20 protein-coding genes and 1 pseudogene are annotated in these 21,986 nt (G+C 56.5%); 12 read left to right on the forward strand and 9 right to left on the reverse strand.

The annotated features are described in order from the left end of the window. Positions 1-37: 37 nt before the first annotated feature. On the reverse strand, positions 38-4,168 hold the full coding sequence (rnr, locus tag SU48_RS02885) for a ribonuclease R (RefSeq protein ID WP_064013941.1): 4,131 nt from the start codon (positions 4,166-4,168) through the stop codon (positions 38-40). Between the two features lie 402 nt (positions 4,169-4,570). After that, a complete protein-coding gene (locus SU48_RS02890; protein WP_064013942.1) occupies positions 4,571-5,356 on the reverse strand; it encodes an exodeoxyribonuclease III in 786 nt (261 codons plus the stop codon). A gap of 185 nt (positions 5,357-5,541) precedes the next feature. Here SU48_RS02890 and SU48_RS02895 point away from each other — a divergent pair, with 185 nt between their 5' ends. The 3 genes from SU48_RS02895 to SU48_RS02905 all read left to right on the forward strand — a co-directional run bounded on the left by SU48_RS02895 (position 5,542) and on the right by SU48_RS02905 (position 7,453). Further along, complete coding sequence (locus tag SU48_RS02895; RefSeq protein WP_064013943.1) at positions 5,542-5,850, forward strand: hypothetical protein; 309 nt, start codon at positions 5,542-5,544, stop codon at positions 5,848-5,850. 124 nt (positions 5,851-5,974) lie between these two features. Next, positions 5,975-7,036, forward strand: coding sequence for an aminopeptidase (locus tag SU48_RS02900; protein WP_064013944.1), 1,062 nt, complete (start codon positions 5,975-5,977; stop codon positions 7,034-7,036). Positions 7,037-7,264: 228 nt separating this feature from the next. Beyond that, positions 7,265-7,453 carry a hypothetical protein gene (locus SU48_RS02905; protein WP_064013945.1) on the forward strand — a complete coding sequence of 63 codons (189 nt, stop codon included), beginning with the start codon at positions 7,265-7,267 and terminating at the stop codon, positions 7,451-7,453. Positions 7,454-7,533: 80 nt separating this feature from the next. Here the strand turns inward: SU48_RS02905 and accC are convergent, their stop codons facing one another. The 3 genes from accC to efp all read right to left on the reverse strand — a co-directional run bounded on the left by accC (position 7,534) and on the right by efp (position 10,323). Beyond that, positions 7,534-8,871, reverse strand: a complete 1,338-nt coding sequence (gene accC / locus SU48_RS02910) for an acetyl-CoA carboxylase biotin carboxylase subunit (protein WP_064013946.1) — start codon at positions 8,869-8,871, stop codon at positions 7,534-7,536. A gap of 91 nt (positions 8,872-8,962) precedes the next feature. Beyond that, positions 8,963-9,505 carry an acetyl-CoA carboxylase biotin carboxyl carrier protein gene (accB, locus tag SU48_RS02915; RefSeq protein ID WP_064013947.1) on the reverse strand — a complete coding sequence of 181 codons (543 nt, stop codon included), beginning with the start codon at positions 9,503-9,505 and terminating at the stop codon, positions 8,963-8,965. A 260-nt stretch (positions 9,506-9,765) separates the two neighbouring features. Beyond that, the gene (gene efp / locus SU48_RS02920; protein WP_064013948.1) at positions 9,766-10,323 is read right to left on the reverse strand and encodes an elongation factor P; all 558 of its coding nucleotides are present in this window, start codon (positions 10,321-10,323) and stop codon (positions 9,766-9,768) included. Positions 10,324-10,661: 338 nt separating this feature from the next. On the opposite strand from efp, the gene SU48_RS02925 reads away from it, so the two are divergent. The 9 genes and pseudogenes from SU48_RS02925 to SU48_RS02950 all read left to right on the forward strand — a co-directional run bounded on the left by SU48_RS02925 (position 10,662) and on the right by SU48_RS02950 (position 19,383). Next, positions 10,662-11,360, forward strand: coding sequence for a 50S ribosomal protein L25/general stress protein Ctc (locus SU48_RS02925; RefSeq protein WP_064013949.1), 699 nt, complete (start codon positions 10,662-10,664; stop codon positions 11,358-11,360). Positions 11,361-11,582: 222 nt separating this feature from the next. Then, positions 11,583-11,885, forward strand: coding sequence for a putative quinol monooxygenase (locus tag SU48_RS02930; RefSeq protein ID WP_064013950.1), 303 nt, complete (start codon positions 11,583-11,585; stop codon positions 11,883-11,885). Between the two features lie 124 nt (positions 11,886-12,009). Next, positions 12,010-12,204 carry an FAD-dependent oxidoreductase gene (locus tag SU48_RS02935; protein WP_064013951.1) on the forward strand — a complete coding sequence of 65 codons (195 nt, stop codon included), beginning with the start codon at positions 12,010-12,012 and terminating at the stop codon, positions 12,202-12,204. A 497-nt stretch (positions 12,205-12,701) separates the two neighbouring features. Then, positions 12,702-12,818 carry a hypothetical protein gene (locus tag SU48_RS14460; protein WP_407919268.1) on the forward strand — a complete coding sequence of 39 codons (117 nt, stop codon included), beginning with the start codon at positions 12,702-12,704 and terminating at the stop codon, positions 12,816-12,818. Between the two features lie 6 nt (positions 12,819-12,824). Beyond that, a complete protein-coding gene (locus tag SU48_RS14075) occupies positions 12,825-14,312 on the forward strand; it encodes a hypothetical protein (RefSeq protein ID WP_157451060.1) in 1,488 nt (495 codons plus the stop codon). 115 nt (positions 14,313-14,427) lie between these two features. Then, positions 14,428-14,622: a hypothetical protein gene (locus tag SU48_RS14080; protein WP_157451061.1), complete on the forward strand. Its 195-nt coding sequence runs from the start codon at positions 14,428-14,430 to the stop codon at positions 14,620-14,622. Positions 14,623-15,532: 910 nt separating this feature from the next. Next, positions 15,533-17,296: a recombinase family protein gene (locus SU48_RS14270; RefSeq protein WP_197474677.1), complete on the forward strand. Its 1,764-nt coding sequence runs from the start codon at positions 15,533-15,535 to the stop codon at positions 17,294-17,296. Between the two features lie 27 nt (positions 17,297-17,323). Further along, positions 17,324-18,646: pseudogene (gene sthA, locus SU48_RS14090) on the forward strand (Si-specific NAD(P)(+) transhydrogenase); the annotation flags it as partial. 194 nt (positions 18,647-18,840) lie between these two features. Continuing rightward, positions 18,841-19,383, forward strand: a complete 543-nt coding sequence (locus tag SU48_RS02950) for a DUF4142 domain-containing protein (protein ID WP_064013954.1) — start codon at positions 18,841-18,843, stop codon at positions 19,381-19,383. Positions 19,384-19,477: 94 nt separating this feature from the next. On the opposite strand, the gene sufD is transcribed toward SU48_RS02950, so the two are convergent. Genes sufD through SU48_RS14095 form a run of 4 tightly spaced genes read right to left on the reverse strand, consistent with a single transcriptional unit; the run spans position 19,478 to position 21,986 of the window. Continuing rightward, a complete protein-coding gene (sufD, locus tag SU48_RS02955; RefSeq protein ID WP_064013955.1) occupies positions 19,478-20,836 on the reverse strand; it encodes a Fe-S cluster assembly protein SufD in 1,359 nt (452 codons plus the stop codon). Positions 20,837-20,880: 44 nt separating this feature from the next. Beyond that, positions 20,881-21,237 carry a VOC family protein gene (locus SU48_RS02960; protein WP_064013956.1) on the reverse strand — a complete coding sequence of 119 codons (357 nt, stop codon included), beginning with the start codon at positions 21,235-21,237 and terminating at the stop codon, positions 20,881-20,883. 7 nt (positions 21,238-21,244) lie between these two features. Then, positions 21,245-21,505: a cupin domain-containing protein gene (locus SU48_RS02965; RefSeq protein WP_197474678.1), complete on the reverse strand. Its 261-nt coding sequence runs from the start codon at positions 21,503-21,505 to the stop codon at positions 21,245-21,247. Continuing rightward, positions 21,492-21,986: a hypothetical protein gene (locus SU48_RS14095; RefSeq protein ID WP_157451062.1), complete on the reverse strand. Its 495-nt coding sequence runs from the start codon at positions 21,984-21,986 to the stop codon at positions 21,492-21,494. The genes SU48_RS02965 and SU48_RS14095 overlap by 14 nt, the downstream gene beginning before the upstream one ends.

A 21,986-nucleotide genomic window follows, 5' to 3' on the forward strand; every position in this document is an offset into this window, starting at 1 on the left:
CCAAGCTTCCCCGGCGGTTGTCATCTTTTCCTATTCCTTACCCTGACGCTGGCCCCCCGTTCCCACCCCGGCGGCCCCGGCGACGGCGGCGGCGTTTGGCATCGTCGGCTTGGGCCGCCTGAGCCTGTGCGCTTTGTACCGATGCGGCCTGCGCGGGTGCGGCGGCCTGAGCTTGGGGTGCAGCGGCTTGCTGCGGGCGTGGAGTGCTTTGTTGACGGCCATTCACGCGCTGCACGGCTCCCCGATCATTGCCGCCGCGCGTATAGCCGCGCCCGCCGCGTTCAGAGGAAGCCCGCTCGCTGCCGCCGCCGCGCTCAAAGCTGCGGCCTCCGCTGCTGCGCCCACCCTGAGTTTCTTCGGGCGGCATGTGATCCAGCGTCCAGTCGCCGAAATACATGCGCTGCACGGTGATGTTCACGGGGCGCAGGTGTTCGTTGCGGGGGCGCTCCAGCGTAATCACGCGCCGGGGCCGTCCGCCGCCCACGTTGCCTGAAGGAGCGGCGGGGCGGCTGTTTCCACGTGCGCCGTTCATGGGCTGGCCGCCAAAAGTCGCGCCCTCGCCCCCCCGTTCCGGCGTACTTCTCTCGCCGCGCTCGTACCGTCCCCGGCCACTGGGACGGGCAGGAGAGGCAGCAGAAGCTGGAGTGACGGGAGCCGGGTCATCCAGCGTGAACTTGCGCGGCGCACTGGTGGGCACGCTCTGCAACTTCTCGCGGCGTTCCTGCTCGCGGTCATCGCGGCGGCGGGCGCGGGGTTTATGTTCGGAATCCATGTCGTTCTCCTGAGTGTCTAGGCTGCTCTGCAAGGTGAAGTCGGTCTGACGGGCCAGCGGATTGACCGTGCTGATGGTGACGTTCACGGCGTCTCCGAGGCGGTAGCTGCGGCCCCGGCTGCGTCCGCGCAGCATCCCAGCATCTTCGATAAACACGTAATAGTCGTCATCCAAGTTGCTGATGTGCAGTTTGCCTTCCACGCCGTTTTCCAGCGCGATGAACAGGCCGCTGGCGACTACGCCCGACACGTTTCCGGCAAAGGTTTGGCCCAGATGTTCCTGCGCCCACTTCGCCTGATAGTACTTGGTCAGGTCGCGTTCGGCTTCGCTGGCGGTGCGTTCGCGGGCACTGGTGTGCGTGCCCATGTCGGGCAGCTTGGCCTGCAACTGCCCCACAGCGCGGCTTCCGGCCTTCAGCTCACCGCTCAGGACGCCCCGTAGCGCCCGGTGAACCATCAGGTCGGGGTAGCGGCGAATCGGAGAGGTGAAGTGCAGGTATTCCTCGAACGCCAGCCCGAAGTGACCCAGATTTTCTCCGGCGTATTTGGCCTGTTGCATAGAGCGCAGCAGCAGCGTATTCACCACGCTTTCACGGGGCGTACCGCGTACCTGCTTCAGCACCGCCTGATACGCCTGCGGGGTGGGTTCGCCGCCGGGGAACGAGAAGCCCAAGCGTCCAATCGCCGCCGTCACATCCTGAAAGCGTTGCAGGGTGGGTTCTTCGTGAATACGGAACAGGGTCGGAATCTCGCGCTCCAGCAGATAATGAGCCACGACTTTGTTCGCCAGCAGCATCAAATCTTCGATCATGCCGCGTGCGGTTTCTTCGCGGATCGGCGTCAGTTCCATGCGGCCATCTGGCCCCACGTCCACCTTCACTTCCCGCATCTTGAAATCCAGCGAACCTTCGCGCAGGCGGCGTTGGCGCAGCTTGGTCGTAATTTTGAGCAGCAAGTGCAGGTCGCCTTCCAGTTGGCGAGCGGCTTCGGGCAGCGTAGCGGTGGCTTCGCTGTACGCCTGCACCTCGTCATACGTCAGGCGGGCCTTAGAGTTGATGACGCTGGGCGCAAGCTGCACCTTCAGGATGTCGCCCTCTGCCGAGAGTTCCACGAGGGCCGTCATGGTCAGGCGGTCTTGGTACGGCACGAGGCTGCACACGCCGTTGCTGAGGTGTTCGGGCAGCATGGGCAGCACCCGCCCCGGCAAATACACGCTGGTGGCGCGGGCGTAGGCTTCCTCGTCCAGCGGCGTGCCTTCGGGCACATAGTGGCTCACGTCGGCAATGTGAATGCCCACCACAAACGTTCCCTCCGGCGTCGGCTGAATATGAATCGCGTCGTCGAAGTCCTTGGCGTCGCGGCCATCTACCGTAAAGATGTTGTAACTCCGCAGATCGAGGCGTCCTGCCAGCGCTTCTGCCGGAATCTCGGCGGGAATGGCGTTGGCCTGCTCCTCGGCTTCCGGCGCAAACTCTCCGCGCAGACCGAATTTCACGATCACGGCTTCCGTTTCGGTTTCGGGATCGTCCTCATTGCCCAGCACGCGCTTGATCTGGCCGAAGACTTCATCCTCTCCGGTGTGTTCGGGCCAGTAAAGTTCCGTGACCACCCGTGCGCCCTGCTCCAGTCCTTCTATGCCCTCCGGGAACACCAGAATCCGGTGCCGGGCGCGGTGGTCGTCAGGCTTGAGGATGGGGTGACCGTGATGGAATTCCAGCGTGCCCACGAGCTGTTTGTAGGCCCGCTGCACGATGCGAACCACGCTGGCACGGGGGCTGCCGTCTCCGCGTTGGCCCCGGCGAGGGCCGCCCTTGCTCCCGCTGTTGCCGTAGCCGTTGCCCCCATTCCCAGTGTCGCCGCGTCCTTCCATCCGCACCAGCACGATGTCGCCGTTCCAAGCTTCCATCGTGTTCCCCTCGGCCACGTAGTAGTCTTCGCCGCCGCTGTCGGGCACCACGAAGCCGAAGCCCGCTGCCGACGCCTGAAAGCGCCCCCGCACGAGGCTCATCGCTTCGGGCAGGCCGTAGGTATGGCGGCGAGTCCGCACCACTTCGCCCGCTTCCGTCAGGGTGTCCAGCAGGGCTTCCAGAGTGCGCCAGTCGCCAATCCGCGAAATGGTCTGGCGCGTGAAGGTGCGTTCCAGATCGCGCACATGCACAGGCCGTCCCAACTTCCGAAGCTGGGCGATCACGATGTCACGGGCGGGATTCTGGTTGTCTTCGCCGTCGTCAGCGTCCGGCTTGTCGGAAGCGTTGGCCTGCGCTTCGGCTGGCGCGGCTTCTTCCGGCTCCACAGACGCGGGCTGTTCTTCAGCCACAGGCTCGGCTTCGGCCTGCTTGCCCCGGCCCTTGCCCTTTGCACGGCTGGGTTTGGCAATGGGGGCGTCCAACACTGCTTGAGCTTCTGCCTGCGCCTCTACTGGCACAGCTTCCACACCGCTCAGCACCTCGGTCAGAGGGACTTCTTCAGTGGGGGCATCCGCCACTACCGTTTTGGCTTTGCGGCCTTTGCGGGGCTTGATGGGGACTTCCAACAGGACTGGTTCGGCGGCCACAGGGGGTGCGGCGTCGTCGGTGGCTGTTGGAGTCACGGCTTCGGCCAGTTCCAGCACCGCCGTTTCTACCGTGTTGCTGTCTGCCATGCCGCTCGTCAGCACCAGTGCGGGCGCGTCGGCTTTAGCCTTGCGCGGGCGCTTGGCAGGGGCGGAACTGACCTCTACAGGCGCGATGTCCACCGGAGCTTCTTCTACAACGTCTGCTTCGGCTGTCTCTGTTTCGGCCACTTCCACGGCAGGCGCACTGGTCTTGCGGCCCCCACGCTTGGCTTTTGCAGCGGGCTGGGGCGCTTCCGGTTCGGCCACTGCCACTTCTGCCACCTCGGGTTCAACGCGGGCGGCTTCTACAGCTTCTGCTTCCGGCAGAGGAGAGGCGGCAGCTTCGGCGGGCGCGGCCTCCACGACTCCCTTGCGGCCCCGCTTGGGTGCGGCGGCTTTGGGCTGCTCCACCGTTGCGGGGGCTTCGGCCTGAGGCTCCGGCACATCTGCTTCAGCTTGCGCCGCCGCTTTGGCTGGAACCTTGCGGCCCTGTTTGGCGCGTGCTGGCGCAGTTTCGGTGGGTTGCGTTTCGGCGGGCACCGTCAACAGCGGCTCTGCTTCAGGCGCAACCTTGGCCTTGCTGGGCTTCTTGCTCGGTTTCGTGCTGGGCTTCCTGTTCTGATCAGAATTGACGGCATCCGCCATCGGTTGTGGCGCGGCCTGCGCGGGCGTAGTCGCCGTGCGCTGCCGCTTGCCTTGCTGTCCCTTTGCGGCCTGCGCCGTGCCGGGCTTCGTTGTCTGTTCGGAGTCGGCGCTGACGCTGCTTGCGTTCTGCGCCGCACCCCCCTTGTTTACTTTAGGCATTCCGCACCTGGGGTCTAGCTTGCTGCCCGTGGGTTCTCATTTTGTGTGGGGCACGCGGCCCCGGCCTACTGGCCCTGTTTGCCGCGCACGCCCCGGTCAGCACTGGCCGCCCACGGGGATAGATGATCGCTTGTCACGGGGGGCCGCCCTGCATCCGTTTGACCAAGAAACCGCTGCGGGCCTGCTGGTCTTGCGGGGGCGCTTTCCTCATACCACCCGGAAGCACCTCCAGTTTAACACATGCTCCTGCCCACGCTCCTGACCCCCAGCTTATGCCGACGCTTAAAGAATGGGGGACGGCGGGGAGGGTGCAGGGAGTGGGGTGTATGCAGCAGGAAAGAGGTGCTGGACGGTTCCATTTGCCTCCGGCTCAGGCATTCGGCTCACTCGACACTACTGCCCTCATTCAACACCACTGCCCTCACTCAACACCACTGTGCCCACAATCGGCGCGTGATCGCTGAGGCGGGCGAACCGATCTGCCTGCACGCTCTGCACCGCTATTCCAGCGGCCAGCAAGTAATCGATGCGCCAGCCCACATCATTGTCGAACGCCCCGGAACGGTTGCTCCACCACGTGTAGGCGGGCAACTCGCCCAAGCTGGCGCGGTGGGTATCCGTCAGGCCGCCTGCCAAGTGCGCCGTCATCCACGCCCGCTCGTGGGGCAGGAAGCCGCTGTTTTTCTGGTTGCTGCGCCAGTTTTTCAGGTCGAGTTCTTGGTGGGCCACGTTGTAGTCGCCCCCAATGACCAGCGGCGTGCCTTCTGCCAGCAGCGCTTCTGTCCAGCCCTGAAACACCACTAGGGCCTCATCCTTGAAGATCTGGCGCTCGCCCCGGCTGCCACTGGGCAGGTACACACTGGCAAAACGCACGCCCTGAACAACCGCGCTCAGCACCCGCCCCTCGGCATCCAGAGCGCCGTGCATCAGCCCCACGCGCACGTCGGTCAGGGGGAAGCGAGAGAGGATAGATACGCCGCTGTAACCCGGCTTCTGGGCGGGAAACCACACGCTCTGGTAGCCGGAAAGCGCGTCGGGCATCGGGTCGGCCCGTACCTCCTGAAGCAGCAACACGTCGGGGGCCGTGCGTTCTACCCAGTCGGCCAGCCCCTTTCGGAGCGCACTCCTCAGGCCGTTCACGTTCAGGGTGGCGACTTTCAGGGTGGCTTGAGGCAGTTCCGGCGTCATCGGCCAGCAGCATAGCGCCCTGTGCCCATTTCACGCCCCCTGTCTATCACGCACCACCTGACGAACAAGGCCCACTCAGCGCCGCTTTCTGACCTGTCAAGGGCAACGGCTTAGGCTGATACTTAGCAGACGCTTAGTCAATTTATGCCCTCAGTTCACTGGGGATCGCTTAGGCTAGAGGTCATATGGCCGACATCAAGTTCCGCAACGAGTCCGACGGCAGCGATTTTCAGATGCCTCACCCCAAGGCAATCCGTGTTCTGGCGGACGTGAATGCTTGGGCGCAAAAGAACGGGTTCGAGCATGTGGTGTTCTGGCGTGACCCTGAAGACGAGCACAAATTCTGGGTGCAGTTGGGCGAAGACAAGCTGAACTACTGGATTCACTCCAGCACCTTCACGGACGGCAAACACGAAACCGTAGAGATGCAGATGGACTATGCGCGTGGGGCGCAGCGCCGGAGTGCGGCGGGGTACGGCAAGTTCGATAAATAGGCTATGGGTCTCAAGGCCGAGCGCCAGCGATTGCCCTTCTTAGACCCTTAGACGCTTTTCTCTACACCGTTCCACAACACAGCACCCAACCTCCCCACGGGTCACGACGCCTACACTGGCCGTCATGGCCCGTTCTTTTGTTCGCCCCCGCTGGCTGGTGCTGGCGGCTTTTGCTGGCCTTGCGGCCCTCCTTGCAGGCTGCGCCGATGTGCGCTACCTGGCTCAGGCGGCGGGCGGGCAACTGGATTTGGTGCGGCGGGCGCGTCCGGTGGCGGCGGTGCTGGCCGATCCGCAGACCCCCGCCGAAACCCGCCGCAAGCTGGAATTGGTGGGCCGGGTGCGGGCTTTTGCTGTTACAGAATTGAAGTTGCCTGATCACGGCTCCTATCAGACCTATGTGGAACTGGGACGGCCTGCGGTGGTCTGGAACGTGTTTCGTGCGCCCGAACTGGGCATAGCCCTGTACACCTCCTGCTTTCCCATCGCGGGCTGTGTGGGCTACCGGGGCTACTTTGCAGAAGCCGATGCGCGGGTCTACGCAGCCTCGCGGCGGGCAGCGGGCGAAGACGTGACGGTGGGCGGCGTGAGCGCTTACAGCACGCTGGGCTACCTGCGCGATCCGGTGCTGTCCAGCATGCTCAGCGTCCCCGATGCCAGCCTGATCCGCACGGTCATTCACGAGTTGGCGCACCCCAGTCTGTACGTGGCAGGCGACACCATTTTTAACGAATCCTACGCCGTAGCCATAGAAGAAGAGGGGATGCGGCGTTGGCTGGCAGCTTACGGCACGCCCGAACTGCGCGAGCAAGACCGTCTGGCACAGGAACGGGCGGCGGGGTTCGAGGAACTGTTGCTGCGAACCCGCGCTGAACTGGAGCGCCTCTACGCCCAACCGCTCTCGCCCCAGCAGATGCGGGCAGGCAAACAGACCGTGCTGGACGGCTTGCAGGCCCAATACACTGCCCTGAAAGCCAGTTGGGGTGGCTACAGCGGGTACGACGGCTGGTTTGCACGCGGCGTCAACAATGCCTCGCTGGGGGCGGTGGCCGCCTATAGCGCGTTGGTGCCCGATTTTCAGCGCCTTCTGGCCCGTGTGGGCGGCGATCTTCCCGCCTTCATCGCCGGGGCCAAAGCTTGCGCGGCCAAGCCACACGCCGAACGGCAGGCGTGTCTGCGCGGCGAATAAGGTCAATGCCCTGAGCGTCCCTTCCTGCCGTGTTTAATCTTTTCTGACCCAATCTGCACGCAGTCTTTACATGCTGTGCCGCCTCACGTTTGACGGTGCCCAGCCGGGCCAAAGTTGGGCCGTGTTCGTTTGCAGGCAGGGCCGATCCAAGCTCTAGCGCCAGCAGCGGCTTGTTTCCCCGCTCCGCCTATCGTTCCAAACCCCTCCACTCCAAAAGCAGGTGCCCTCATGAAAATTTCCAACCTTCTGTACATCCTCGGTTTCGCCTCCATTGCTCTTTCCGCCGCCAACTATCTCAAGGGCAAGTCCGAAGACGGTCAGGAAGAAGCCACCAAAGAGCGCGACGGCTTGTTCGTCGGTCACTGGGCACCCACCTTCTTTATCCTCGGCAAGATTGCTGAAGACCGCAAGATGTAAGGCGAAAGCCGAAGAAACTGACCACAACAAAGAAGAACTGGCCTACACGTGAGGCCAGTTCTTCTGTTGTGCCGTTCGCTTTACATCTCCATGCGAGTTTTTAGGAAGTTGGTCATGACTGCGCCGCGTTTGTAAAACGGGTTGTCCATGATCTTGATGTACAGCGGAATAGTGGTTTTCGGCCCCTGAATCACGGTTTCTTCCAGCGCACGTTTCATGCGGGCAATGGCCTGCTCGCGGGTATCGTGGTGCACGATCAGTTTGCCGATCAGGGAATCGTAGTGCGGCGGAATCACGTAGCCCGTGTACACGTGGCTGTCCACGCGCACCCCGGGGCCGCCTGCAAAATGCACGTCGTCTATTTTGCCCGCCGCAGGGCGGAAATCTTTGTCAGGGTCTTCGGCGTTCAGGCGGCATTCGATGGAATGGCCGTGCAAAATGACGTCTTCTTGCTTCAGCGGGAGGCCTTCGCCCGCCGCGATCTGAAGCTGCATCTTCACGAAGTCCAGCCCGGAAATCATCTCGGACACGCAATGTTCCACCTGAATCCGGGTGTTCATCTCCATGAAGTAGTAGTTGCCGTCGCGGTCAACGATGAATTCCAGCGTGCCCGCTCCAGCGTAGTTCACGTGCTGGGCCAGCCTGACTGCTGCATCCAATATTTCTTGCCGCAGGGTGGCGGGCAAGGTGCTGGGCGCTTCCTCGATCAGCTTTTGGTTGCGCCGCTGAATAGAGCAGTCGCGCTCGCCGATGTGGATCACGTGGCCGTTGCCGTCGCCCATGACCTGCACTTCCACGTGCCGGAATTCTTCCAAAAACTTTTCCATGATGATGGCGGGATCGCCAAAATACAGCCGCGCCTCTTCCTGCGCCTGATTGAAGGCCGACTTGAGTTCTTCCTGCGTGCGAACGACTTTTTGGCCGCGTCCGCCGCCGCCTGCGCTGGCCTTCAGCAGCACCGGATAGCCCACTTGTTTGGCCGCCAGCAGCGCGGCGTCCACGTCTTCCAGCACGCCTGTTCCGGGCACCACAGGCACGTTGCTGCTCGCGGCGATTTCGCGCCCGCCCGCCTTGCTGCCCAACGCCCGCATACTCTCCGGCGTGGGGCCGATGAACACGATGCCGTGATCGCGGCACATCTCGGCAAAATCGGGGTTTTCGGCCATAAAGCCGTAACCGGGGTGAATGCCTTCCGCGCCCGTCATCATGGCCGCCGACAAGATGTTGGGAATATTCAGATAGGAGGCGTTACTGGCAGGCGGCCCCACGCACACGCTTTCATCGGCCAGCAGCACGGGCAGGCTTTTTTCATCGGCGGTGGAGTACACCACCACAGTTTTGATGCCCATTTCGCGGGCCGTGCGAATCACGCGCAGGGCAATTTCGCCCCGGTTGGCAATCAGGATTTTTTTGAACATTGTGCCTCCGAGAAGATCAGATCGTGGAGCGTGGATCGTCGAAAGACCGCTGTTTCCCACGATCCACGCTCCACCCTGCACGATCTCTGGGTTATTCGATAATGAACAGCGTTTGGCCGTATTCCACCGGATCGGCGTTCTTGACCAGAATTTCGCGCACCACACCGCCCGTTTCGGCCTCGATTTCGTTCATCAGCTTCATGGCTTCGATGATGCACAGCACCTGCCCCGCGCTGACGCTGTCGCCAATTTTGACGAACGGCGCGGCGTCAGGGCTGCTGGACGCATAGAACGTGCCCACGATGGGGGCCTTGACGGGCGTTCCGGCGCTGACGGCCTTTGCAGGGGCGGTGGGCGCTTCTGGCGCGGCTGGAGTCGCCGCAGGGGTGGGGGCCACGTCTGCGGGTGCTGAAGGCCCACTGGGCGCGCTGGCGGCGGGTGCAGGCGCAAACGCTGGCGGCTGGGGCGCGGCGGGGCCGCTGGGTGCGCTGGCGCTGGGGGCAAAGGCTGGGCCGCCCATCGCCTGCGGGCCGCGTTTCAGGTCAAGCGCGAAGCTGCCGGTCTTCAGGCTGAATTCACGGACATCGGCGGCGCTCAGGGCGTCAAGGATTCGTTTGAGGTCTTCTGGGTTCATGGCCCCTCCTGTGAAACTGTGTGGATGTGGTACTGACAGTGCTGCTCAAAAGAGATACTGAAAATGAAACGTCGCCGCTCATCATGCCGCGCAAACGGTGAGAGGACAGCAGAGGTGAGGCAAACAGTGGGTTGTCTGCACTGAGTCTAACGACAAACGCCGCTGGGGTTGCCCGGTCAACACGCCAGTCTAAAAAAGCCGCCCCACGTCGTGCAGGGCGGCAATTTTAGGCGAATTCAGTTAGGCGGATGAATCGAACGTTAGGCGCGGCTGAGGTATTCGCCCGTGCGGGTGTCTACCTTGACGCTGGTTTCCTGCTCCACGAACAGGGGCACCTGCACCACTGCGCCCGTTTCCAGCGTGGCAGGCTTGGTGCCGCCCGAGACGGTGTCGCCGCGCACGCCGGGGTCGGTCTGCGTGATTTTCAGCACCACCATGTTGGGCAGCGTGATCTTCAGGGCCTTGTCGCCGTACACCTGCACTTCCACGTCGGTGTTTTCCTTCATGAACTTGGCGGCGTCGCCCACGAGCGTGGGGGGCAGGCTCACTTGGTCGTAGGTGTCCATGTCCATGAACATGAAGTCGTCGCCGTCGCGGTAGAGGTACTGCATCTTCTTGCCCTCTACGAAGATGTCCTGCAACTTTTCACCGCTGTTGAAGGTGCGGTCTACGATGCTGCCCGTTTCCATGTTGCGGAACTTGGTCACCACTTTCGCGCCGCCGCGTCCCATTTTCAGGTGAGAGTAGTCGAGGCATTCCCACAGGCCGCCGTCCATTTCCACTTTGGTGCCGTTTCTCAGTTCCGTTACGCTGATCATGTTGGTTCTCCTTGTGCGGGCCGGGGCCGCCTCCGTGCCCAGTGTTGTAGGTGCCCAGTGTTGGGGCACGCCACCGCCCGATAAGGGCAGCACTGCGGGGGGCCTCGCGGCAACAGGAACGATTCTAGCAGAGGCCTAAGCTTTCCGAGCAGCGCGATCCCGCATTCCCGGCCAGAGTGTTCTTTTTTGGTCTCCGGCTGGCCCTTCCCCCCATCCCCCAGTTTTGCTACACTGTCACGGTTGCTTGACGCCCGCCCCCGCGCCCCCGCTGTGAAGCTAGGGTACGGAAGAGAGCGAGGCGGCCAGACGAGAGACACCCCCAAGGAGAGTCACCCAGCATGGAACTAAACGCCCAACCCCGCATTCCTCAGTCAAAACTGGCCGAAGGCTTGATCCCCGCAGTCGCCTACCACAAAGGCGCGAACGTCTCCTTTACCCTCGACCTGAAGGCCTTTGACCGCGCCTTCCGCAAGCAGGGCACGACGGGCATCTTCGACATCACCGTCGAAGGCAGCGAAGCCTTTCCCGCCCTCGTGAAAGCCGTGCAGATGGACAAGCGCCGCCGCGTGCCCATCCACGTCGACTTTTACATGGTCACCTACGGCGAGCCTGTGGCCGTCAGCGTGCCCGTGCACACCAAGGGCAAGAGTCAAGGCGAAGTCATGGGCGGCCTCGTGGACATCGTCGTTCACAACCTCGCCATCATCGCCCCCGGCCCGCGCCGCATTCCCCAAGAAATCTCGGTGGACGTGAGCAAGCTCAACATCGGTGACCACATCACCGCCGGACAGCTGAAACTCCCCGAAGGCGTGAAGCTGGCCGTCGATGAAGACACCGTCGTCATCAGCCTGTTGGCTCCCCGCATGAGCGCCGACGAACTGGCCGCCGAAACGCAGGCCGTGCAGGTCGCGGGCATGGTCGCTGCGGGCGAACTGTCCGAAGAAGCCGCCGCTGCCGTGCTGGAAGGCGACGCGAGCCTCGAGGAAGTCAAGGCCGAAGCCGCCGCCGAAGCCACGGAAGAGGGCAGCGAGGCGTAAGCCTAAGCCACCTCAACTTCTCAAGCTCAGCCGGAATGCCCCACGTGGGTGTTCCGGTTTTGTTGTGCCGATTCAGCTGTACCGATTCACAGTAGGCCGGTTCAGAGCAGGCCAGTTCTGGGCAAGTGTGATAGAGCTTGCGCCGCCTTCCCCTACAAATCCGGCAAGGTACACACAGCACCAACAGTCCAAAACCGCAATCCAACTTCCCGGAGGCCCCAGATGATTCTTTCGCATGCCCGATTGACCTTCCCCGCCGCCCACCACGACACAGGCCGCCAGATGTTGCAGGGATTGGCCGCCCACACGCGCACCGAACCGGGTTGCTTGCTGTATCTGGTGTCCGAGAATCTGGAAGTGCCGGGGCAGTTTTTCATTACCGAACAGTGGGAAAGCATGACCGACATGCAGACGCATCTGGCGTTGCCGGGTGTGGGGCAAGCGGTGGCCGCCGTGCAGGGCATGGGCGTGAATGACCTGAGCATCACGGCGTGGGAAGCGGGCGCAGCAACGCAGATCATGTAGACGCCTGTTCACATGCGAAATCTGGGCGTGGCACAATGACCTTCTTCACAACGTCACCTCAGCGCTTGTCGGCTGAGGGCTGCATGTTCCAGCGGTATGTTCCTTCTCCGCGCGAGGTTTCCCTATGATGCAGACCGTTTCCCCGTCTACCCCGGTGCAGGGCACGCCCCAAGAATTCACCTACGACTTGCTCGTCATCGGCTCCGGCCCCGGTGGGCAGCGGGCAGCGATTCAGGCGGCCAAACTGGGCAAAAAAGTGGCCGTCGTGGAGCGCAAGTCGGTTGTGGGCGGGGTCTGCATCAAGACTCAAGCGCATTAGCACTACTAATCTAAATCCCTAACCCTAGACTGCCCTTGTCAGCGGAGAAATCCCAGACTCTTTGACCCTATCCAGCCGCACAGAACAGCCCTTAAAGGCTTAGCAGCTATACGATTAGACAGAGACTCTGCTTACACCTGTCCCTAGCCTTCACAGCCCTTACACACGCCTTAAGCCTATACCGTCCATATGGAGTAATTCCCATGAGAAACAGGTGATTCTATCTCTCATAATCTTAACCCTTATTCAGCTAACAATATAGAAAAGAAAGGCAGTATCAGACAGGGAATACAGGGAACCTAACCCGATTGAATCTCTAGACCTATAACAACCTTTTATGAGTTTATGGTGTGAATGTATATTGGCTTACTTTATACTTCTCATAATTATGATACTGTAGTAACAACTAAGGAGAAAGGTGATAAGAAATGATTATTAATGATGACACAGTATTGATTGGTGCTACAGAGATAGCAAAGATTATGGGCGTGAGTCGTATGACCGTAAACAGAATGATTAAAGACGGTAGACTACCCGCTAAATCTATAAGTGCTGGGCAAAGGCTTAGATACGTTATTGAAATCCCTAAAGGCGTAAGCAGCCTAGGAGTGTAATGGAAAATGACCCTAGACGCAATATCTAGGGCCATTAAAGAAACTTACAATCTGTCAACTAAAGACATTCTTTCTGGGAAGGTTGAATTACATGAAGTTGGTCAAATTGTTCTAGGTGTGTCTAGTGTCAATGGGCGCACATTCTTTCCTGACGCCCTACACGATTCAAAGTACAAAAGGTATGAAAAGGTTCATGAAGTAGAAACCGCCCTGAGAAGAGACCTAAGAGAAACTCTTAACTTAAAGAGAAGAATTAAACCCGCTGTGAGAAGATTCATCGAACTAGCGGAGTCTAATAACTTAATCCCGTGGAAATACTGTGAGTTTATCCCGCACACTGATAAGGATAACGTTTATTCACCCAATACGATTAAGCAGGCTAAGGCTTACGACTCCGCTAAACATGGGAGTATTCCCAGACTTATGAAGTTAGAGAGTGCTGGAACACGTAAGGGAGAATTACACAATCAAGGCATTGTGCTGTTCCCTAAGGGTTATAAGCCTGATAAATCCTGCTATAAGCGATTAAAGTACAAAAATCTAAGTAAAGGCGTAGTAGATATGATGGCTTATCTGTCTAAACCCGCTGGACAAAGAGTAGAAAAAGACATGAAGACTAATCGTTTACTCTGCCCTTTTGAATTAGCCCTATATGAAATAGGTCTATGGTATGTCCAGAATCAAAGAAACAAAGAGAATCACAGAAAGACGGGTAAAAAGACACAATATAAAGCACCTTCACAAACATGGCAGTTCATTTCAGACACACTCCCTAACTGGTTTAACGATAACAGTTTATCACTAAATGGGCCTGAAATCAAGGAAATTAGCACAATGGAAAAAACACAATTCAATAAAACCCGATTCAACAAAGAGAATGCTAAGGGTATGTATGCGGAGAGAGTAATACAGGCTTATTTAATCTCTCAGGATAGAATGCCTTTGATTATGGGACACATAATTAATGGCCCGTTCCCTGACTTTGACATCCTTAGTCTAAATACCAAGACAGACAAGATAACCAGTCTAGAGATAAAGTCAGACTTTAGCAGCTTACCTAATGTCCCTATTCCTATCTGGGATAGTTCTAAAAACCCTTCAGATATAATTCTGAGTAATTGGTCAGAGACCTGTAATGCTGGACTATTCAAGACTAAATCAGAGTATTTTATAACCTTTAGTAATTACTATGGTAGGTTTTATTCAGCTAAAACAGATGACTTAAAGAGTTATCTCTATGAAAATCCCGCCCTAACTAAACGTATGCGTAAACCTAGCTATGGTGAGAGAACTGGACTAGCTTTAATCCCTAGAAATACTTGGCACAAGGTAGGGAAGATTCATGACATATCTCATATTCTGCCTTGGCCCGTTCCCGACTCTCTAGCCTTTAGGGATAATCCAGCCCTAGAGAACGTACTAGAGAAGAGAATGCACGCCCTAGACCTAACGATTCTCCTACCTAAGACACTTCAGGCTTATGGGATGCTATAGGACTCTGGATAGTTACGGCATGACACCAATAATCTTGACTGTTCTTAGCGTTCCACACGATAAGAACGGATAAGATGTAAGCGCACTCACAATTACCAACACAGGAGAACTAACCATGAAACCATTCCCAGCACACACACAAGCACTCTTACCCAAAATCCCGCTTGTGGAACAAGAAACTAGTAATTTCAGCAGTAACGGCATGTCATTCATAACCAAGATGATATTTGAAGACCCATATTGGAGAATTACCTTTTGGTTTGATGAATATGGCGAGATAATCAAGGAAAATAAGAGAACTTTAGATTAATACAGCACTAAAAATCCCGCAAAGAAACATACACAGGAGAAACACTATGAATAATCAAGCAGAACTAAGACGCCGTAGACTAATCTTTGAACAGCAAACAAAAGGAATCGTACAGGAGAAACTTATCATTGAACCCTATAAGCCAACAGAAAGAGAGATTAAAGAGACAAGATGCACCCGAATTACTCAGACACTCATGCATTTAGCCTATGAACCTAGAACGGAAGAGAACAGAATAGAGAGTGAAGCACTGCTAGCAGAAAGAGATGCACTCAGGGAAGAATTGAAGACCCTTAGGTAATCGGTTAGTTACGTCATGACAGAGAATTATCACCCGTTATTCTCTGTCAGTCACAGCATAATCCCAGAACATGTAACCGCACTCACAATTGCTAAACTCCCTTGAAATAGTAAGACTAAAACCGACTCACTGACTAATCAAAAGGAATAGCAAAAGAGAAGACATAAGAGTATAGATAGTGTGATTCATCATACAATCCTGAGTACTAACAGAATCGTTATTAATCCCATTATTTCTAGTCTTTTGCCTTTTAAGCTGGACTAGGGCTAGAAATGTTAGATAAGCAGAATAATTAACTAACAGATATATCCCGCTAGCAGTCTGCCTACGATTAAAAACCCTATGAATCATGATTCTTTTAGGATTGTGCATAGATTACACATTAGACCCTGAAATCATGCACTCATTCCCGCTAAGCAGAAAAAACCCGTACAGCACGCCCATTTAGTGATTCACCGTTTGTCTAGGGTCTAGGGCTTATCTAACCTTAATCCTTACTGGTAATGGGCTACCCTTCGATAACCGTCATTATCAACGGCGGTAATGCTGGATAATTCACAGTCCCAATTAGTAGCCCTAATGCGCCTTTGACCCTGCTAATATCCGCCCATGCGCCGCTATTACGTTTACACACGGGTCAGCACACTGGGCAAGCAGGCAGAGAACACGTCTCAGCACGTCCAGCTAGCTGCTTGTAAGGCTTACGGAGAAGAGAACGGACTTATCTTTGTGGACTGGATTCATGACTCACAGTCTGCTGTGGACTGGGAAAACCGCAAAGGAATCACAGAACTTAAATCTGTGGCAGAGTCGGGTGAAATCACTGACGTTATCTTTTACAAGATAGACAGAACGGGCAGAGACGGTGAAGTAAAAGAGTTAATTAGATTCCTGTATGACAAGAATGTAAAAGTCAGTATTTCCCATAAAGGCCGTTCATATGAGACTGCTTATGCTTGCATTCAGGATAATTTCTGGGAGTTAGCAGTCAGTGAATATGAGAGAAACACAATCATTGAACGTACTATGTCGGGTAAGGTCTATCAGTTTCAGAACGGCGGCGTAATTAAACGCCCTATTGCTGGATACGATACTAAGAAAGTGCTTAGGAATGTAAACGGGAAACAGATTAGGGTGACTCATGCTGTTATTAATCCTGCTAAGGCCGCAGCAATACGCCGCCTATTTCAGGTCTTTAATGACACACAGTCTGAAGGTGCAACCGTTAGGGCTATGAATCTAGAGTTTCCCGATTTAATCCAGCAAAGAGAGACACTTAGGCGGAATCTAAAAAGTATCCTGAGTAATGCCATGTCCTATGCTGGACTGCCCGTAACAGAATCATTCAATGGGCATACTAGGGAGTTTAGATATGACCCTATTTTAGACATAGAGACGGCATCTAAGACAATGGCTTATCTTTCTGCCTATTCCCGTAAGCGGAGTACTAACATAACTCCCTTAGCAGGGATTGTTAAATGTAAGTGCGGTATGAATGCTAGGGCTAGTATGGTTCCCGCTAGACTGCATTATGCCCGTTCATATGGGTTTAGCTGTGATTCATATTCAACCTATAAGAGACTAAAGACACTGGGCGCAATTAAAGATAAACCTAAGTGCTGCCATAACGTCAGGATTAGCTATATGACTGCTGCCCTAGAAACATTCTTTGAGAAGACAGATGAAGATAGTTTTATTACAGCCTTTGAATCCGCACTAACGAAACAGCTAGAAGACTATAACTCTCGCCTATCTGCCTTAGAACGCCTTAAAGCAGCACGCCTTAAGCATGAAGAGAATAAGTCTAATATCATGCAAACTATTACAGAGTTAGCCCGTAACCCTGAGTTCTCAGGCATTATCAAAGAGTTTGCTAAGCAGATAGCAGAGATAGACACAGCCTTATCTAAGGTCACAGAGTCAATTAAGAAAGTGTCAGAGAGTGTGAGTAGTTCACGCCTTATCCTGACTCGCCTAGGCTTAAGCACAGAACACTATGAACGGCCTACAGCTAAGACCCTAGAGAGTGGACAGGTAACTGTGACTTATAACAATCAAGAATACCTATTTGAGTCTATGCACGCCTTTAAGGTGAGTACGGTACGGGAACAGATGAGAACAGACCTATTTGATTCCCGTATCTATGACAATCTTGATAGCTTAAACAATCGTATAGCAGCTATTAGACAGGCCATTAAGGATGAAGACTGGGCTTATGTGAATCCAGCGTTAGCAGAGTTAGGCGTGTGGGTAATTGTTCCCTTTGCCCAAACTGATAGGGATAAGAGACGAACAGACATAAGGGTAACGGTGGACTTCTCGCCCATGAAATCGGCCATACGTAAGGGTAAGGGTCTAGCCCTAGTGGAGTAGTCCTAAGGGACTTAAGTCAACACCGGAACGATTCCGTCCAAGACCTTCCGAGAAGCCATCATGCACCTCAGCGGCTACAACCAGCGCGGCCTGTACGGGTCGTCGTATTCGGTCAAAGACGACATTACCGTGCAGGATTTGCTCCTGCGAACCAGCAGCGTGATGGCGCACGAACTGGATGTGGTGCGCCACCAATTGCACCGCAACCGCGTGGAAACCATCAATGCCGAGGCGTCGTTTATCGGCCCCAACACGGTGCGGCTGCGCGACGTGCGCGGTCAGGGCGATGCGTGGCGCGACGTGACGGCCCGCACCATCGTCATTGCGGTGGGCACCAAGGCGGCGCGTGACCGCAATATTCCCTTCGACGGCAAGCGCATCATCATCAGCGACGATATTCTGGACTTGCAGAACTTGCCGCGTACCGTGACCGTCATCGGCGGCGGCGTCATCGGCTGCGAGTACGCCAGCATGTTCGCCGCGCTGGGCGTGCGCGTGACCCTGATCGACAAGCGCCCACGTCTGCTGGAATTCGTGGATTTTGAAATTACGGATGTGCTGGCCTACCAGATGCGCCAAAACCGCATGACCCTGCGGCTGGGGGAGGCCGTAAAAACGGTGGAACAAGTCACCGACCAGTTGGGCCAGCGCGTGCGCGTCACGCTCGCCAGCGGCAAAGAGATCGTGAGCGACATGGTGCTGTATTCCATTGGGCGCGTCGGGGCCACCGCCAAACTGAACCTAGAGGCAGCGGGCCTCAGCGCCGATGACCGGGGCAGAATTACCGTCAACGCGCACTACCAGACGGCGGTGCATCACATCTACGCGGTGGGCGACGTGATCGGCTTTCCGTCCTTAGCCAGCGTCAGCATGGAGCAGGGCCGCCTCGCCACCTGCCACGCCTTCGGCATTCCCACCCAAAGCGTGCCGGAACTGTTCCCCTACGGCATCTACACCATTCCCGAAATCAGTACGGTGGGCAAAAACGAGGAAGAACTGACGGCGGCGGGTGTACCTTACGAAATTGGCAAGGCCCAATACCGGGAAATCGCACGCGGCCAAATCATTGGTGACGAGCAGGGTACGTTGAAACTGATCTTCCACCTCGAAACCCGCGAACTCTTGGGCGTTCATATCATCGGTACGGGTGCAAGCGAACTGATTCACATCGGTCAGGCGGTCATGGCCTTTGGCGGAACCGTGGATTACTTCGTGAATACGGTCTTCAACTACCCCACGTTGGCCGAATGCTACAAAACAGCGGCCTTCGACGGCATCAACAGGCTGGGAAGCTCGCCCGCTCTAGAGCCGAAGCTGGAACCTGCGGCGGCGGTTGGCGAAGTCGTTTAAGAATCAGAGGCAAGACTGTAGCAAAGATGACCAGATTTGAGGACGCCCAATAAGTCTCAGGCCCATTCTTAGACCAGCAACAGTTCTACTTAACATCAGCTCAGTGGCAGCTCAAGCCTCAGCGAAAGTCCTTGTCATCTTTGCCCCGCCCTGCCATGAAACCCTCTGGGAGTTCACTTCTCGGAGGTTTTCCTATGAAAAAGCGTTCTCTGTTGGCCCTGACGACTTGTCTTGCTCTCTGTGTTCCCGCTTCCTTGGCAGGCGGCGCACAAAACAGCCCAGTGGCGGCGGTCAGTACCGCCCAAGTCTCCAACGACACCGATGTGCTGTTCATGGAAGTCATGACCATGAGCAACCTCACCGAGATTCAAACCTCGCGCTTGGCCTTGCAAAAGAGTAGCAACGCCGAAGTGCGGGCCTTTGCTCAGGAAATGATTGTGGAACACACCAAAGCTCAGGCCGAGCTGAACGCCATCGCGCAGGCCAAAGGCATTAAGCTGGCCGACAAGCCCGGTGCAGATCAGCGCCTGCAATACAACAAACTCACCACCCTGTCCGGGGCCGCCTTCGACGCTGAATACAAGAAGGTGCAGGTGGACGGCCACGCCATGACCCTGAAGTTGATCCAAACGTACCGCACTGTTGCTAAGGACGCACAGGCCGCTGCCTACGCCGCCAAAACCCAGCCTGTGGTCGCAGAGCATCTGGAACACGCGAGGATGCTGCCCGGTTCCTAAAAAGATTCTGGAACACAAGCAGCTGATAGAACTTCACGAGAAAGCGGCCCAACTCCAATTCAGGAGCGGGCCGCTTTTTGTTGTGGCTTTAACCTTAAGCTGCGCCGACTTTCTTGGCAATAATGCCCTCGATATAGCCCACTACGCTCTTCAGAGGCACACGGGTCAGCACGTCCTCAAGGAAGGCCGTGACCAGCATCTTCTCGGCCTGTTCCTCGCGAATCCCGCGAGACTTCAGGAAGAAGAGCTGCTCCTGATCCACTGGCCCGGTGGTGCTGCCGTGAGAGCAGCGCACATCGTTGGCGTTGATTTCCAGCTGTGGCACGCTGTAATTGCGGGCGTCGCTGGACAGCATCAGGGTGCGGTGCTTCTGGTAGGCGTCGGTTTTTTGGGCGTGCAGGTCTACCTTGATCATGCCGCTGAACACGCCGACGCTCTGGTCATCGCCCACGCCCTTGTACAGCAGATCGCTGTGCGCGTTGGCGGCGGCGTGGTGCTGCAAAGTGTAGTGGTCAAAGTGCTGGTCTTCGTTGGCAAAGTACAGCGCCAGCATCTCGGAATCGCTGCCCTGGCCGCGTAGGTAGCTCTGCATCTCGGTGCGGCTCAGCGTCCCGCCCATCGTCACCACGAGGCTGTTCAGGGTGGCGTCTTTGCCCACGTCGCCGCGCTGCCGCTGAATGTGGGTCACGCCCTTGCCCCAGTTCTGAATGGACACGTAGCGCAGGCGTGCGCCGTCGCCCACCACGAGTTCCACCGCGCCAATCGCGTAGGTGCCGGGCAGGTCTTCACTGTCCTGCTCGTCAATGAAGGTGACGCTGCTGTTGGCTTCGGCCACCACCAGAGTACGGGTCGCCGTGTAGGTTCCGGCCTCGCTCATCACGCGGAAGCTTCCCAGCGGCAATTCCACTTCCACACCGCGCGGCACGTACACGAACGCGCCGTTCGTCCACAGGGCCGCCGCCAGCGCACTAAATTTGCCTTCACTGGGGTCAGGCGACTTGCTGGGCGTGGTGCCGGGGGCGGCGATGGTAGTGTCGTCGGGCACCTCGGCAGGAACTACGCTGTAGAGGTACTGCTGCACCTTGTCGGCGTGCTGCTCCACGGCAGTTTTCAGGTCAGTGAAGATCACGCCTTTGGCCACCAGTTCGGCAGGGAGTTCGGTGCGGTACACCACGTCAGGGCCGTCCAGTACAAGGAACGCGCCTACATCAGTTCCGTTGAGGCGCTCCTGCACACTGGCAGGCAACGAGGCGACATCGGCCACAACTTCGCGCTTGCCGTGGGGCCGGAGTTCATTGAAATCCACAGTGACTTGCGTGTATTTCCACGCTTCCACGCCTTCATGCGGCACTTCCAGCGTATTGAAAAGGTCTAGGCTTTCACGGCGCTTGCTGGTTAGCCAATCAGGGCCGCCCGCCGCAAGCAGTTCAGTGGTAAAGGGGGTTTGGGTCATTGATTCTCCTGTAACGCAGCCACATGAGCCAGCAGAGGCTTCGATTATGCGAAAAACGATTCGACTTCGACGATGACGCCGAACGGTGTATTGAAATAGAAGGTCAGGCGTCCGTGATTCTCGCTGGGGCCGGGAATCTGGTAGCCGCCCGCCGTCAATTCGGCGTGAATGGCCCGCACTTGCTCCGGCGTGTCTTGCAAAAAGCCGATATGGAAGACTTTGGGGTAATTCACGTCTTTGCTTTTGAAGACAGAGATCAGAGAGCCGTCATCGTCGCGTAGAAAAGTCATGTTGTCGTTACGCGGCATCCCGTCCGCTTGCTTCAAGCCAAAGTAACGCTCGAAGATTTCTACGGCTACGGGAACATCTGTGACGCCTAGGTTGATGTGGTTGAGTTTCAAGTGTCTCCTAGATGTTCGGTCTATCTTCTCGTGAAATACCGTCTGAAATCACGATCAATTCGGCTGGATTTTCGCCCTCGTTCCGTGCCTGATGCACCAGCTGCGGGGCAATCTCTAGCCCCTGCTGCGGCCTCAGCTTGAAAACTTCGCCCTCTAATTCGAGCGTCAGTTCACCGCTCAGGACATAGAAAAACTGGCGCACCCGCGAATGCTTATGCTTAATTTCTTGTGTGGTGAGGAGCGTTGGAGAAAAATCATGATTCGTCATCATTGGCAATTATTTCTTCTGTAATACCTGTGCCACTGACAGAATGTTGGTAAATAGCTCTTTCCTCTAGAGGAACATCTTGAGGTGTAGGAAATGAAACAGACTTCTTAAGCAGAATCCTTGAAATAAGAAAGTCCAGAAGTTCTTGACTGTAGTTTAAGTCAGATGAGTCATACTGCTTTTTATCTGCATTGACTAGAGCTTCTACAATCTGTATTCCATCATTGCTTTTTCTGAATTCAGTTAAGAAAATACAATAACCCGTCCAGCTACGATGCACATAAAGGTAAGGTGATTCAAAATAGATGAACCATTTATCTTCCATCTCTCTTGGCTTGAAGCCTTGAATAATTAGACGGAATTCATCAGCAGTATAAGTACGAGAAAAATCTAAAACAGACCGTTTCTTAGGAAGCTCAAAGCGTCGTCGCCATGAATCTTTTGTGACCGCTATGCTGATATTTTCGGGGTCAGGTATCAA

This window comes from Deinococcus puniceus (genome assembly GCF_001644565.1).
GTDB classification, from domain to species: domain Bacteria; phylum Deinococcota; class Deinococci; order Deinococcales; family Deinococcaceae; genus Deinococcus; species Deinococcus puniceus.